At 71.0% G+C, this 14,421-nt stretch carries 13 protein-coding genes; 3 read left to right on the forward strand and 10 right to left on the reverse strand.

Annotated features, from left to right (window positions below):
• Positions 1 to 26: 26 nt before the first annotated feature.
• From ACZ592_RS02275 to ACZ592_RS02285, 3 genes are all read right to left on the reverse strand, one after another.
• Positions 27 to 863, reverse strand: a complete 837-nt coding sequence (locus ACZ592_RS02275; RefSeq protein ID WP_471579584.1) for a carbohydrate ABC transporter permease — start codon at positions 861 to 863, stop codon at positions 27 to 29.
• Complete coding sequence (locus ACZ592_RS02280) at positions 860 to 1,828, reverse strand: carbohydrate ABC transporter permease (protein ID WP_471579585.1); 969 nt, start codon at positions 1,826 to 1,828, stop codon at positions 860 to 862. Before ACZ592_RS02280 ends, ACZ592_RS02275 begins: the two co-directional genes overlap by 4 nt.
• A 95-nt stretch (positions 1,829 to 1,923) precedes the next feature.
• Complete coding sequence (locus ACZ592_RS02285) at positions 1,924 to 3,195, reverse strand: extracellular solute-binding protein (RefSeq protein ID WP_471579586.1); 1,272 nt, start codon at positions 3,193 to 3,195, stop codon at positions 1,924 to 1,926.
• Positions 3,196 to 3,379: 184 nt separating this feature from the next.
• Here ACZ592_RS02285 and ACZ592_RS02290 point away from each other — a divergent pair, with 184 nt between their 5' ends.
• Both ACZ592_RS02290 and ACZ592_RS02295 read left to right on the forward strand, forming a co-directional pair.
• The gene (locus tag ACZ592_RS02290; protein ID WP_471579587.1) at positions 3,380 to 4,231 is read left to right on the forward strand and encodes a GntR family transcriptional regulator; all 852 of its coding nucleotides are present in this window, start codon (positions 3,380 to 3,382) and stop codon (positions 4,229 to 4,231) included.
• Positions 4,232 to 4,324: 93 nt separating this feature from the next.
• The gene (locus ACZ592_RS02295) at positions 4,325 to 4,765 is read left to right on the forward strand and encodes an OsmC family protein (RefSeq protein WP_471579588.1); all 441 of its coding nucleotides are present in this window, start codon (positions 4,325 to 4,327) and stop codon (positions 4,763 to 4,765) included.
• A 77-nt stretch (positions 4,766 to 4,842) separates the two neighbouring features.
• On the opposite strand, the gene ACZ592_RS02300 is transcribed toward ACZ592_RS02295, so the two are convergent.
• Positions 4,843 to 7,851 carry a 3-keto-alpha-glucoside-1,2-lyase-like domain-containing protein gene (locus ACZ592_RS02300; protein ID WP_471579995.1) on the reverse strand — a complete coding sequence of 1,003 codons (3,009 nt, stop codon included), beginning with the start codon at positions 7,849 to 7,851 and terminating at the stop codon, positions 4,843 to 4,845.
• Positions 7,852 to 8,064: 213 nt separating this feature from the next.
• Positions 8,065 to 8,583 carry a hypothetical protein gene (locus ACZ592_RS02305; RefSeq protein ID WP_471579589.1) on the reverse strand — a complete coding sequence of 173 codons (519 nt, stop codon included), beginning with the start codon at positions 8,581 to 8,583 and terminating at the stop codon, positions 8,065 to 8,067.
• A gap of 256 nt (positions 8,584 to 8,839) precedes the next feature.
• Here ACZ592_RS02305 and ACZ592_RS02310 point away from each other — a divergent pair, with 256 nt between their 5' ends.
• Positions 8,840 to 9,505: a M15 family metallopeptidase gene (locus ACZ592_RS02310; RefSeq protein WP_471579590.1), complete on the forward strand. Its 666-nt coding sequence runs from the start codon at positions 8,840 to 8,842 to the stop codon at positions 9,503 to 9,505.
• 48 nt (positions 9,506 to 9,553) lie between these two features.
• On the opposite strand, the gene ACZ592_RS02315 is transcribed toward ACZ592_RS02310, so the two are convergent.
• The 5 genes from ACZ592_RS02315 to ACZ592_RS02335 all read right to left on the reverse strand — a co-directional run bounded on the left by ACZ592_RS02315 (position 9,554) and on the right by ACZ592_RS02335 (position 14,343).
• A complete protein-coding gene (locus ACZ592_RS02315) occupies positions 9,554 to 10,768 on the reverse strand; it encodes a cytochrome P450 (RefSeq protein ID WP_471579591.1) in 1,215 nt (404 codons plus the stop codon).
• Positions 10,769 to 10,835: 67 nt separating this feature from the next.
• Complete coding sequence (locus ACZ592_RS02320) at positions 10,836 to 11,708, reverse strand: ferredoxin (protein ID WP_471579592.1); 873 nt, start codon at positions 11,706 to 11,708, stop codon at positions 10,836 to 10,838.
• A 103-nt stretch (positions 11,709 to 11,811) separates the two neighbouring features.
• The gene (locus tag ACZ592_RS02325; protein ID WP_471579593.1) at positions 11,812 to 12,807 is read right to left on the reverse strand and encodes a 3-oxoacyl-ACP synthase III family protein; all 996 of its coding nucleotides are present in this window, start codon (positions 12,805 to 12,807) and stop codon (positions 11,812 to 11,814) included.
• 61 nt (positions 12,808 to 12,868) lie between these two features.
• Positions 12,869 to 14,098, reverse strand: coding sequence for a beta-ketoacyl-[acyl-carrier-protein] synthase family protein (locus ACZ592_RS02330; RefSeq protein ID WP_471579594.1), 1,230 nt, complete (start codon positions 14,096 to 14,098; stop codon positions 12,869 to 12,871).
• Positions 14,095 to 14,343, reverse strand: a complete 249-nt coding sequence (locus ACZ592_RS02335) for a phosphopantetheine-binding protein (protein WP_471579595.1) — start codon at positions 14,341 to 14,343, stop codon at positions 14,095 to 14,097. The genes ACZ592_RS02330 and ACZ592_RS02335 overlap by 4 nt, the downstream gene beginning before the upstream one ends.
• Positions 14,344 to 14,421 lie beyond the last annotated feature (78 nt).

A 14,421-nucleotide genomic window follows, 5' to 3' on the forward strand; every position in this document is an offset into this window, starting at 1 on the left:
TGTGCACGGGCCGGACCGGTGCGGGATCAGCCCTTCACGGCGCCGGCCGCGAACCCCGACGTCACCTGCCGCTGCAGCAGCAGGAAGACGGCGAGCGCGGGCAGCGCGAACAGGGTGGAGGCGGCCATCGTGGCGCCCCAGTCGGTGCCGAACGTGTTGTGGAAGGAGGACAGCCACACCGGCAGCGTCCGGTGGTCCTGCTGCTTGATGATCAGGAAGTTGGCGTACGCGAACTCGTTCCACGCCGTGATGTAGCCGAACAGCGAGGTCGCCATCAGTCCGGGCGCGAGGAGCGGGAACGCCACGTGCCGGAAGGCGCCGAGCCGGGTGCACCCGTCGACCTGCGCCGATTCCTCGAGCTCCGGCGGGATCGTCGCGATGAAGCCGCGCAGCACGACGATGGTGAACGGCAGCGTCATCATGAAGTAGACCAGCGTGAGCGTCGGCAGCCGGTCCAGCGTGTCGGTGTCCCGCGCGATGATGTACACGGGGATGATCAGCGACTCCCACGGCGCCATCTGCGCGATGAACACCATGAGCATGAACTGCCGCCGCCCCCGCCACCGCATCCGGGCCACCGCGAACGAGGCGCCCGTCGCGACGAGCAGGGCGAGCAGCACCGCGCCGAGCGTGACCAGCACGCTGTTGCGCCAGAACAGGGCGAACCCGTCGGCATCGACCGCCCGCCGGAAGTGGTCGAGGGTCCAGCTGTGCGGCAGCAGCCGCGGACTGTCGGACTGGATGTCCCGGGACGGCTTGAAGGCCGTGGTGACCATCCAGTAGACGGGGAAGAGGCACACCACCACCGTGCAGGCCGCGGCGATCCGCAGCGGCAGGCGGCGCAGTGCGCGCGGACTCGTCACAGCTCGGCCTCCTGCCGGAACATCTGCCGGAAGTAGCTGACGAGCACGCCCGACATCAGCAGCACCGTCACCATCGAGGCCGCCGAACCCAGGTCGTAACGCTGGCCGGACAGCGCCGTCTGTACCGCGTACACCGGCAGGATCGTCGTCGCGTCGCCCGGCCCGCCGCGCGTCATCACCCAGATCTGCGCGAACGCCTTGAAGGTCCAGATCACTTCGAGCGAGAGCACCAGCATGAAGATCGGCCGCACGATCGGCAGCGTGACCGACCGGAACATGCGTGAGGCGGAGGCGCCGTCGATGCGCGCGGCCTCGTACAGCTCGCCCGGGACGGTGGTGAGCGCCGAGTACAGGGTGATCGCGGCGAACGGCACCGACTGCCAGACGACGAGGAGGATCAGGATCGCGAAGGCGGCCGGGTCGTGCGCCAGCCAGGGATACCCGTCGAACGAGGAGAACCCGAGCCCGGTCAGTGCGTGGTTGACGATCCCGAACTCCGAGTGGAACAGCCACTGGAAGACCGTCGTCGCCGCGACCACCGGCATGGCCCAGGCAAGAACCAGTGAGCTGAGCACCGCTGCCCGTCCGAACCGGCCGAGCCGTTCCACCATCAGCGCCACCAGCGTGGCGAGCACCATGATCAGTGCGACGTTGACGGCCATGAAGAGGAAGGTGCGGCGCACCACCGTCCAGAAGCGGGCGTCGGACAGCAGTGTCGTGTAGTTGTCGAAACCGGTGAAGTGCGCGTCACCGAGGATGAGTTGGCGCAGACCGAAGTCCTGGAAGGAGATCAGGACCGCCCGTGCCAGCGGGTAGAGCAGCAGGTACAGCATGCCGAGCACGGCGGGCGCCACCAGCAGGTACGGCCAGATGCCGGACGTGGTGGTGCGGCGGGAGGGGCGCGGCGGGCGCCGGGGCGGCCGGGTGAGGGGGCGGGGCGTGGTCCGCTGGTCGACGACCGACACGGCACGCACTCCTTTCGGGACCGGGACGCGAGGGGTGGGGAGGGGCGGAGTCAGGGGCGGGCAGAGGGGGTGGCGGGCAGAAGGGGCGGCGCGGCTCAGGAACCGGACTTCATCGCCGACGTGATCGCGTCGGACGCCTTGCCGGCCTCCCGCGCGGGGTCCCCGCCCGCAAGGACCGCCGTCATGTAGTCCTTGACCGGGTTCTTCGCCTCGACGGCGGCCCAGCCAGGGGTGTTGGGCGTGGCGTGCCCGACGGCCGCGCCGACCGCCATCGCCGATGCCCCGGGGTCCTCGGAGACGGCCCCGGCCAGCGTCGTCTTGTTGGGCACGTAGCTCATCGCGACGGCGAGCTTCTTCTGCCAGCTGTCGCCGGTGAGCTCCTTGACGAAGGTGAACGCGGCGTCCTGATGGTGCGACACGGCGGGGATCACCAGGTCGGAGCCGCCGGTGAAGACGGCACCCGGCGTGCCGGCCGTCTTGCCGGGGATCGGGAAGAAGCCCAGCTTGCCCTTGAGAGCGGCGTTGTTCTGCACGACGACGTTGGCGTTGCCGGGTGTGGCGACGATCTGCGCCACCTGCCCCTTGGCCATCACCTCGGCCTGCGGCGGCTGCGCCTCGTCGGAGTCCTTGGGGCCCTTGCCGAGCGCCTGCAGCTTCTTGTAGAAGGCCATGGCGCGCAGCGCCTCGGGGGTGTCCAGCGCCCCCTGCCAGGTGCCGTCGGACTCGGTGGCGAGATCGCCGCCCTCGTCCCAGACGAAGCCCGCGAGGGTGTACCAGTTCTGTCCGGGCAGATAGATGCCCTGCCGGGCGCCCGTGTCGAGCTTCTTCGTCGCACTGATCCACTGGGCGCGCGTCTCGATCTTCTTCGCGTCGATGCCGGCCTTCTTGAAGAGGTCCGTGCGGTAGACGACGACGCGGTTGGCCGCGTAGTACGGGATGCCGTACTGCTTCCCTTCGTACGCGCCCGGCTCGGCGAGCCCCTTCAGCCACTTCCTTCCGCCGAGTTCGTCGACCTTGTCGCTCAGGTCCAGCAGGCCGCCGCTCTGCGCGAGCTGGGCGACCTGCGTGTTGCCGGTCTCGATCACGTCCGGGGCGTCGTTGCTGGCGATCGCGGCGGTGACCTTCTCGCCGATGCCGTCCCACTCCTGGACCTGCACCCGTACGTCGATGTCCGGGTGCGTCGCCTCGAAGCCCCTCTCGAAGTCCTTCTGGAAGGCGGCGGAGACGCTGTCACGCATCAGCCACACGTCGATGGTCGTCCGCCCGCCGTCCGAGGACACCCCGTCGCCGGAGCCGGACGAACTGCAGGCACTGAGCCCGGCGGCCGCGACGAGCGCGGACAGACCGGCGAGCAAGCGGAGCTTCACGGGTCACCTCTGGGAGTCGGACCTGACCAGTTGGACAACTGGTCAGGTGACCTCTGGTGATGGAGAAAGGTGGCATGGACCCATTGAGGCGTCAACCCCTTAGTAATCGCTGGTCAGTTGTCGATCTCCGTGGCCTTGTGGTCAACTGGTCAGGCAACTGGTCTTATGTCACAGGGGGTGGACGGTGAACGCCGACACGAACAGGGAGCCACCGGGAGCGGTGCTCAAGCGCGAACGCGTGCGCGACCACATCCTCGAACTCATCGAGTCGCAGCGCCCCGGCGACCCCATTCCCTCCGAGCGCGTCCTCTGCGCGGACCTCGGGGTGTCCCGGCCGACGCTGCGTGCCGCCGTTGACGAACTGGTCGCGGCGGGTCTTCTCGTCCGCGAGCACGGGCGCGGCATGTTCGTCGCCCCCGAGAAGATCACCCAGGAACTCGTGTCGCGCGACCAGGCGCTGACGGTCCCGCAGGCCGCCGGGGCCTGGTCCAGCAGGCTCCTGGAGTTCACCACCGTCCCGGCCGGCGCCCGCGTCGGCCGCAAGCTCCGCCTCTCGCCCGCCGCCGAGATCGTCTACGTGGCCAGGCTCCGGCTCGTCGACGGATCGCCCATGGCCATCGAGCACCTGCACATCCGCGCGGATCTGGTGCCCGGACTGAGCGCCCAGGAGCTGGAGAGCGGCGACCTCTACGCGCACCTGCGCGAACACCACGACGTGCACGTCCGCGAAGCCGTCCAGGCCATCGAGCCGACCGTGGTCACCCGCGCCGAGGCCGACCTCCTCGACGTGCCGGAGCTGTCGCCCGCGCTGCTCTTCGAGCGGCTCACCTCGGACACGTCCGGACAGCCGGTCGAGTACGTGCACTCCCTCTACCGCGGCGACCGCTACCGCATCGTCTCCCGGCTCACCCTCGGCCCCGCCCCGGTCACCGCCGAACCCCTGCCGGGACACCACCCCGGTATCCCGCCCGGCGACTTCGCACACCGCGACACCGTGGCCTCCTCCACCCGGGGAGACGTCCAGCAGGCCCCCTGACAGCGCGCAGCCGCCCGACACGCCTCGGACCCGCCGAGACACCCCCGGAGCGCCCTGCGCGGTCACGGGCCCGCCCCTGGTTACCGTTCCGCCATGGCCGACTACCGCATCGAGACCGTACGCAATGGCGAACGCGACTGGACCGCCCGCAACGACCGGGGCGCCGAGGTCCGGATCGCCGCCGCCGACAACCCCGACGCCCAGCCCTCCTTCACCCCCGTCGAGCTCCTCCTCGCCGCCCTCGGCGGCTGCGGCGGGCTCGTCGTGGACCGCACGGCCCGCACCCTCGACCACGACGGCCTGCGCATCGTCGTGGATTCGGTGTCACGGACCGAGGACGACGGCCGCGTCGGCGTCGTCCGCGTCGCCTACGAACTGGAGCTGCCCGAGGGCGACAGCGGCGCCGTCGAAGCCCTGGAACGCGCGATCCGGCTGACCCACGAGAAGTACTGCACGGTCAGCCGCACCGTCGAACACGGCGCGCTCGTCGAGGCCCTGGGACCCGACGGGAGCGTCCTCTTCGCCGGGGGATGAGGAGAGGGACGAGGAGTACGCGGTGAGGAGCGCGGGGAACCCCGCCGACGGCCCGCGAGCCGCCGGCGGGGGCCCGGTCAGGACAGTGGCTCCACCCACACATCGCGGAAGCGGACCTTGTTGCCGTGGTCCTGCAGCCGGATGGCGCCGGCCGCCGCCGTCTCCGGGTCACCCGCACCCGTCGGCCCGTCGACCGCCACGTCGTCGTGGACCTTCTTGCCGTTCCACACCACGCTCACCCGCGCGTCCGACGTCTTCTTGCCGTCCGCGCCGAAGCGGGCGGCGCGGAAGGTGATGTCGTACGTCTGCCAGGTCTCCGGAGCCGTGGACGCGTTGAGGTCGGCGGCACGCTTCTGGTAGATCGCCCCCGCCTCGTTGTCCGCGAGCTTCGCCACCCCGTACGAGTCCAGGATCTGCACCTCGTACCGTTCCTGGAGGTAGACCCCGCTGTTGCCGCGGTCCTGCCCGGTGACGTCGTCGGGCAGCTTCGGCACCCGGAACTCGACATGCAGCTTGAAATCGCCGAAGTGCGCTTTCGTGCGCAGGTCGCCGCAGCAGACCTCCATGGACTTCTCGGCGGTGTGCGGCCACTCGGCGCTGCGCCCGTCCGCGTGCTGCCAGGCGGTGGAGACGCTGCCGCCGGAGAACAGGTCGATCCGGGAGCCGGGCCTGCGCACGTCGAGCGCGTCGAGGTTCACATGACCCGTGTCGTCCGCGCCGACGGCGTACGTGATCGTGTTGTGGCCCTTGCGCAGGGCGAGCCGCTCGGTCCTGGTGGACCAGCGGTTCCACTCGCCCGTGGACGGCAGGCTCGTCTGCTTCGCCGCGCCGCCGTTCACGCTGACGCCGAGCGTCTTCGTGCCCGGCGCGGGATGCGGCCCGTTCGCGTAGCGCAGGCCCACGTCGTAGGAGCCCTCGCTGCCGGCCACGACGTCGAAGCTCGCCTTGGCGCCCTTGTCGCCGAAGCCGTCGACGAAGCCGCCGCCGGTATAGCCGGCGTGCTCGGTGTCGATGTCCGCGCCGCCCGAGAGCTTCGCCGACTCGGCGTCGTAGGAGGTGACGGGCTCCGTGGACGCCGGCTTGGTGTTCAGGGTGTACCAGGCCTCGGTGGACCACAGTTGCTCGCCCTCGGCGGAGGAGAACGGGCGGGGCGAGCGGACGTGCACCACCCGGTCCGACTTCAGGCCGGGGATGGTCAGGCGCACCGTGCGGCGGTCCTTGGAGAGCTTCGCCGCCGCGACCGGCAGCGACTCCTCGTCGATCTTCGGTCCGCCGTAGGCGGGCGTCGGCACATAGCGCCACTGCTCCACCGAGTAGGCGCCCTCGGTCAGCTTGGCCGCGGTCTCCTCGGAGAGCGGCTTGGTGTAGGTGAGGTCGAAGCCGTCGCCGGTGGCACGCATCGTCTTGACGTCGAACGCCGTCCTGCCGGTCGGCGTCAGCTTCTGCAGGCCGAAGCGGAGCTTGCCCGCCTGGCCCCAGTTGCCGTCGGCGCCGAGCCCGCCGGTGTAGAGGGCGCCGTCGGGCCCGGTGCTGATCCTCGTGATGCCCGACTCGAGCCCCTGGGTGTGCCGGAACACGGCGCCCTGGTACTCGCCGCCGACCTTCTCCAGGTCGGCGCGCTGCAGACCGCCGTAGGTCACGTCACCGAACACCATCTGCCCGGCGAACGGCCCCTCCTTCAACTGCAGCGGCGTGCTGGGCGAGTTGGCTATCTCGTTCTGCGGCAGCCACAGCGCCGGCTTGGTGACGGGCCGGTCGTCGAAGGGCCCGTCCGGGTTCATGTAGTGGTTGAAGAACCGGTCCTGCTTGACGTGCATCAGCTTGGACGCGGGCAGCCAGCCGCCCTGGTTGTCCGTGACGAACAGATCGCCGCCAGGGCCGCGCCCGATGCCGTTCGGGGTCCGCAGGCCTCCGGCGACATAACTGACTTTGCCCGTCGCCTTGTTGACCTTGATGGTCGTGCCGCGGTTCGGAGCGGGCTGCGGGTCGGTGGTCGCGCCGCCGTAGTTGATGGCGACGGAGAGGTTCAGATAGAAGTCACCCTTGTCGTAGAGCAGGCCGAAGGCGAACTCGTGGAAGTTCCCGCCGTACGGCCACTCGGCGATCTTCCGCTTCTCGTCGGCGACGTCGTCGCCGTTCGTGTCGTTCAACTCGGTCAGCTGGTGCTTCTCCGACACGTACAGCTTCCCGTCCACGTACTTGATGCCCATCGGCTCCTTGAGCCCCTCGGCGATCTTCTTGTACGTGACCTTCTCGGGCCCGGTGTCACCGGTGACGTGGTCGAGCAGGTACACCTCGCCCTTCGTCTCCGTGCTGCCGCCCCACGTCGTGATCGCCAGCCGGTCGTCGGGCAGCCAGTCCATCGCGGACACCTGCGGCTCGAAGCCCTTGGGGCGCAGGTCGGTGAGCTTGTACCCGGGGTTGACCTCGGTGAGCGGTAGTCCGTCGCCGGGTGTGTCGTGGGTGCCCTCGCACTCCTTGCGGCCGGGCGCCGTGACCCGTACGACGTCGGCGTCCGTACTGAGGACGGAGTTCGGCACGGTGGTGAACCCACTGGCCCCCGGCGGCTTCCACTGCAGCGTGACCTGCTGGTCGCCGCCCGCGTCGAAGTGGTCGATGCGCAGCGACCGGTACCCGGCGTTGAGCGTGACCTTGCCGTCCTTGGGCTCGGCGCCGTGCAGTCCGTCGTGGTCGATGACCTGCCGGTCGTCGATCAGGAGCCGTGAGCCGTCGTCGCTGATCAGCCGGAAGTCGTACGCGCCGGCCTCGGGCACGTTCAGGTTGCCGATGATCTGCGACACGAAGTTGTTGCTGAACCCGAAGCCGTCGGTGGACGTCCAGTCGGCGGCCGGGATCAGCTTGTCGACGTTGGGGGTCTGCGCGGGCTTGAGGGCGCACAGCTTGCTCAGCGGGGTCTGCACGTCGAACACCCGTAAGGTCACACCGGGTTCCTGCGGCGGCAGGTCCGCGAACGGCCGCGGATCGTCCTTCGCGGCGGCGACGGGCGCGAGCAGCCCGCCGCCGAGAACGGCGGCGAGCAACAGACCGGTGGATCTTCGGATGCTGCGGCGGGACGAGCCGGACATCGGTGTGGGGCGTGGCCTCACTCTTCCTCCTGCGTGGTTCCGTCGGGGGGTACGCAGATCTCTGTGGCAGAGCGACGCTCAGCGTAGGGACGGCGCCGAGGGACGTCCACACTTTGTCCAGAGAAAGGAAGAACTCCTGTGCGCCGTCGGCGGGTTCGCGCGCGAGCGCGGCGCCGCCGACGGCGTCCGACCACGGGAGGATGCCGCCGCGGACTACTCGGCGGGCGCCAGGTCGGTGATCTTCAGCGTCCTGAGGTCCGACTGCACCTTGATCTTCGTGACCTGGGCGCCCGCGCCGTCGCTCCACGTGAGCGTGACCAACGACGTGGCGTGCCCGGCGCCCGAGCCGGTGTAGGCGACCTTCCACTTCACCGGAACGTTCTGCGCGAACAGAATGCCGTCGGCGTGCTCCCTCGCCTCGTACGCGGCCACCTTCTTCTGCGCGCCGGTGCTCAGGTAGAAAGCGCGCAATGCCTTGGCGTTGGCGGAGGCCGCCGGGTCCTCGTTCGCCCACACGGAATCGATGTAGGCGCCGTAGAAATCGGCGACGCGGTCGGTGACATTGCGAGGGTCGCCGGACTTGCCGGCGGCAGGGGCGGCGCTGTGTGCGGCGGGCGTCGGGTGCGCAGACGTGCCGGCCAGGGCGGGCGCGACGGCGCCGACCGAGAGGGCGGCCGCGATGGCGGTGGCGGCGAACAGTGTGGTGCGCTTGCGCGAGGTACGAGCGTGCATGTGAAAGGAACCTTCCCCGTCATTCGGTTCCGCACCAGCAGTGCGGCCCATTGTCGTCGCTTAAGACAGCGCGGACGGGCGGTCAGTTCCCGAATTCCTGAGATAAATCTCGGAAGTCGGCCGAATGGGGTAATCGAAGAATGGTTGTACCGAGAAAAGGAAAATGGAGGCAAAGCGCTTGGCCAATCGGGCGAATGACGGCCCGCGGTCGGCTGTGCCGACCGGCCGTGCGCGGGCGGCACGTTACGCCTGTTCGGTGATCTCGTCCCGCGCCCGTGCGTACGCCGTCCTCGCCGCCTCGGCGGCCTTCCTCCTCGCCGTACCCAGCACCGCCTCGGCCGCCGCCCCGCCACCGCCCTCCCTCGACGCGAAGGTCAGGGACGTCTTCGCGCGAGACCTGGGCCGCAGCTGGCACCGCGGGTGTCCAGTGGCGCCCGCCGGGCTCCGACTCGTCCGGATGAACCACTGGGGGTTCGACGGCCGCGTCCACACCGGCGAGCTCGTCGTGCGCGAACGGGCCGTGCGACCCGTTCTGTACGTGTTCGGCCGGGCCTTCGCCGCCCGCTTCCCCATCCGCCGGATGACCCCGATGGCGAAGTTCGGCGGCGACGACGTGGCGGCCATGAAGGCCGACAACACCTCGGCCTTCAACTGCCGCGCCGTCACCGGGGACGCCTCGAAGCTCTCCCAGCACTCGTACGGGGACGCCGTCGACATCAACACGCTGGAGAACCCCTACGTGGACAGGAGCGGACGCGTCTACCCGGCCGCGGGAGCCGCCTACCTCGACCGGCGCCGGAACGCCAAAGGCATGATCAAGGCGGGCGACGCCGTCACCACGGCGATGCGCAAGGTGGGCTGGCAGTGGGGCGGGCGCTGGCGCTCCCCGGACTACCAGCACTTCTCGGCCAACGGACGCTGAGCCGACGTCCTCCTGCGCACAGGCTCGGCCTCGCCAGGATCGCCAGGATCACCAGGAGATCGGCAGAGCCTTCACCCCGTACACGATGCTCCCCGTGCTGAACTCCAGGTCCTCCTCCGGCACCGCGAGCCGCAGTCCGGGCAGTCGGCGCAGGAGCGTCTCCAGGATGATCTGCAGCTCGGCGCGGGCCAGCGGCTGGCCGAGGCACTGGTGGACGCCGAAGCCGAAGGCGAGGTGGCGGCGCGCGTCACGCGTGAGGTCGAGCTGCGAGGGGGCGGGCTGTCCTTCCCGGCCGAACAGCTCCTCGTCCCGGTTGGCGGTGGACAGCATGCAGATCACGCCGTCACCGGCACCGATGCGCGTTCCCGCGACCTCCACGGGCTCCTTGGCCACGCGGGCGAGGCCCAGATGAATGATCGTGAGGTACCGCAGCAGCTCCTCGACGGCCGCGGGGATCAGCTCGGGGCACTCACGCAGCAGCGCGGCCTGCCGAGGGTCCCTGAGCAGCGCCAGCGTGCAGACGGCGCTCATGTTGGCCGTGCTCTCGTGGCCGGTGACCAGGAGCAGGAAACCCAGGGAGGCGGTCTCCTGCGGGGTGAGGTCGTCGCGGGCCACGAGCCGGCTGAGGATGTCGTCACCGGGCTGCCGCTGCTTGTCGGCGGCGAGCCGGGCCAGGTACGACATCAGCTCGTGGTGGGCGCGGGTGGCCTCTTCGTGGCCGGTGCTGTTGTCGAGCAGGGTCCGGCTCAGTGACTGGAAGAGGTCGTGGTCCTCGTAGGGGACACCGAGCATCAGGCAGATGACGAGGGAGGGCACGGGCAGCGCGAAGTCGGCGACCAGGTCGGCGGGCGCGCCCTGCGCGACCATGCGGTCGACGGCCTCGTCGACGATCCGCTGGATGCCGGGCCGCAGCGCGTCGACGCGTTTCACCAGGAAGTCCTTGGTGACCATGCGCCGCAGCCTGGCGTGCTCCGGGTCGTCCATGCGGATGAAGCTCGGCTTGGCGGTGGCCAGTTCGCGCTGGCCGGGGGAGAGGAAGGGGAAGCCGGGGGTGCGGGCGTCCGCGCTGAAGCGTGCGTCGGCCAGGACGGCCCGCACCTCCTGGTACCCGGTGATGAGCCAGCACGGTGAGCCGTCCGGCAGCACGGTGCGGGTGACCGGCCGCTCGGCCGCCGCGTCCAGGTAGGCGGGCGGCGGGTCATAGGGGCAACTGCCGTACGCCGCCGGGAGCGTGAGCGTGGGCGCCGTGGAGGTGAGTGACATGGGGGAGGAGGGCTTTCCTTCGGCGGGGCGGAGCGGGGCGGGGCAGACGTGAGAAGGGGGACAGGGCTTACGGCTCGGGGGTTACGGTGATCGCCCCGCCGGGGCAGAGCGCGGCGGCCAGCCGGACGCTCCGCCGCGCCTGCGCCGCGACCGTCCCGTGTCCGGTCCGGAGCAGGACGAGGCCGTCGTCGTCGTTCTGCTCGAAGACGTCGGGGGCGGTGGTGACGCACTGGCCCGAACTGCAGCACAGCTCGCGGTCGACGCGTACGCGGAAGGCCCGGTCCGGCGCGTCGTCCGGGCGGGACGGGCATGGCGGGGGTGGCCGCACGGCGTCGGGGCCGACGGCGCCCACGGGGCCGTCGGGCGGCGTGCGCAAGGTGCGCAGCGTCATGCACATCATGGCCGACTGCCCGGCCAGGACCAGGAGTTCGACCAGCTGATCCTGGCGCAGCCGCCGCGCGAGACGCTCCCACACCCCGTCCGGCACGTCCGCATGATCGGCCAGCGCGTCGACGGTCCGCAGGAGCGCCAGGTCGTCGGGGTCCCAGTCGTGTGCGTCCAGGGGTGCGATGGTGGCGGCGGTCTCGTCGGGGCTCAGCCCGGCGGGTCGCGCCTGGGACGCGTGGCGGTCGTGGACGAACGCGGAGTCGAGCCGGTGGGCGGTGCGCAGGATGATCAGTTCGCGGTCGCGCGGGGCCAGGGTGCCGTCGTGGGTGAGCACCCGGGCCAGCGTCAACCAGGCCTCGGCCAGCGGCAGATGATGGGCCAGGGTGCCGAACAGATTGACCCGGCCGGGCCCGTCCTTGCGGGACGCGTCCAGCACCGCGTGCAGAGCCTCGGGCCACTGTTCGCGGGGGACGGGGGCGATCCGGGGCCCGGCGCCGGAAGGGAGCTCGGACGGGCCGGCGACGTGGGCCCGGGAGGGGGAGGGGAGGGGCATCGTGGAGCTCCGGTCGAAGGGCGGCGGGCGGCGGGTGACGGGTGACGGATGACGGGGCGGGAACGTGGCGGAGACAGGCAGGAGTGCGAGGGCAGGACCTGGATCACCATTCGCACAGGACCACGCCGCTGCTGGCTCCGCTGGCGAACCCGAACAGCCCTACCAGGTCGCCGCGTTGCAGCCGTCCCGTCCTGAGGGCGGTGGCCAGCTGCAGGGGGATGGTGTTGGTGGCGACGTTGCCGTGGGAGGGGAAGGTGGCCAGGACCTGAGCGGGATCCACGCCGACCCAGTCGCAGGCGACCTTGGTGAAGGCCACCGACGGCTGGTGGATGCAGACGAGGTCGAGGTCGCCCGCCTTCACTCCGAAGTCGTGCAGGGCGCCGCGTACCTTCTCCGGCATCCCTTCGAAGGAGGCCACCAACTCGGCCGAGTCGATGCGGAGATGACCGAGGGTGCGGTGCTGGGCGTAGGGGTTGGGTAGCGTCGCGGCGGGCCAGCCCCAGGAGTTGGCGAAGAACCGGCTGCCGAGGATGCCGGGCCGTTCGGCGGCCTCGACCAGGACGGCGCTGCCCATGTCGCCCGTGCTCAGGCTCGGCAGCGCGTGCAGGACGTCGGAGGCGTCGTCCACGGACCAGCGGCTCTCCCGGGTGCTGACCTCGCCGGTGGTGACGAGGACGCGGCGGTACTGGCCCGACTTGATGAACGAGTCGGCGACCTCCAGGGCGTTGAGCACGCCGTTGCAGGCGTTCTTGAGGTCGAAGACGGGGCAGCCGAGGCCCAGCCGGGCGGCGACGACATGGGCCGTGGCCGGTTCCTCCATGTCGGCGAGGATGCCGGCGAACAGCAGCAGGTCGATGTCGCCGGGCTCGGTGCCGTGCTCGGCGAACAGGGTGCGGGCGGCCCGGGCGGCGAGATCGGACGGCTGCTCGTCGGCGGGGGCGACGGTGCGTTCCCGGAGCCCGTACATGTGCCGCAGGACACCGGGGGACAGGGGAATGCCGGGGTTGTGCGCACGGAAGCGGTCCTCGGCCTCGGCGACCGTCTGCCGACCGGCGGGAACGTGGACGCTCGCGTGGGCGAGCGCGCTGTGCAAGGTCACAGGGGAGGTGACTTTCTGAGGGTGGTGAGGTGCGGGGGACGCTGCGGTGGGGCGGCGGTGGTCAGGGCGCACGCAGGACGAGCACCACGTTGTGCCCGCCGAATCCGAACGAATGGCTCGCGGCTGCCCGCACCGTCTGCTGCCGCGGCCGGTCCACCACGCAGTCCAGGTCGAACGCGAGGGTGTCCGTGGTCAGGTTGGCGACGGGAGGGACGGTGGAGTGACGGATCGTCAGGGCCGTGAGGGCCGCCTCGACGGCCCCGGCCGCCCCGAGACTGTGCCCGAGGACGCCCTTGGCGGAGGTCACGGTGGGCCCGTGCGGCAGGACGCGTGTGACGAGTTCGGCCTCGGTCGCGTCGTTCAACCGTGTCGATGTCCCATGGGCGTTGACGTGGTCGATGTCCGAGAGCGTCAGCCCGGCCTCGCCGATCGCGCCGCGCAGCGCCACTTCCGCCACCGTGCCGCCGGGGGCGGGGGCCGTGGGGTGGTGCGCGTCCGAGCTGAGGCCGACGCCGGCGAGCTCGGCGTACGGTCGGCGGCCACGGGCCCGCGCGTCCTGGGGGCGTTCGAGCACGAGGATGGCCGCGCCCTCGGAGAGGACGAATCCGTCGCGGTCGGCGGCGAACGGCCTGGACGCACGCGCGGGATCGTCGGTACGCGAGGAGAGGGCGCCCATGCGATGGAAACCGGCGGTGACGGCGGGACTGATCGCGGCCTCGGTGCCGCCGGCCACCGCGATGTCGCAGGTGCCGGAGAGCAGCAGGTCACGGGCGACCGCCAGGGCATTGGCCCCCGAGGCGCAGGCGGTCTCCGTCGCCAGGGACGGCCCGCGCGCGCCCAGGTCGAGCAGGACCTCGCCCGCGGCCATGTTGGAGATCAGCATGGGGATGAGGACGGGCGACACCAGGTCGGGGCCCGCCTGCAGGCGGAGCGTCTGCTCCTCCAGGTGGGACGCGCCCGCCAGTCCCGAACCGATGACGACGGCCACCCGCGCGCCGTCCCAGGCGGCCGGGTCCAGGCCCGCGTCGGCGACCGCCTCGCGCGCCGCGAGCACGGCGAGCTGGGAGAACCGCCCCATCCGCCACGCCTTGCCGCCGCCGATCCTGCCCTGCTCCGGTGTCATCGCCGGAACGCGGCAGGAGAAGTCGACGGGGAGTTCCTTGAGCTGGGGATCGTGGGCCGCCGTGGCCGCACCGCTCAGCACGCCCGACCAGGTCGCCTCGCGGCCGACACCGGCCGGGGTGATGAGCCCCAGACCGGTGACGGCGACCGCACGGCCGCCAGCCGTCACAGCACCCCTGCCGCGGTGCGCTTGGCGGCCAGCGTGGCGGTGAGCTCGCCGACCGTGGTGCCCTTCGTCGCCTCGTGCTCGGCCACCTCGACGGCCAGCTCCTCCTGCAGCGCCAGGGCGAGTTCGGCCAGGGCGAGGGAGTCCAGGTCGAGGCTCTCCAGCGTGGCCTCGGGAAGGATGCGCTCTTGGGGGACCTCGAACTTTCCGGTCAGTACGGAGTGGACCGCGGTGTCGACTGCAGACATGGCTGTGCCCTTTCGGAGGGGGACGGAGAGCGACGGGAACGAGGGGGAGGAGGGGGAGGAGGGGGACGAGGGAAGACA

The organism is Streptomyces sp. NPDC040622 (assembly GCF_055593965.1).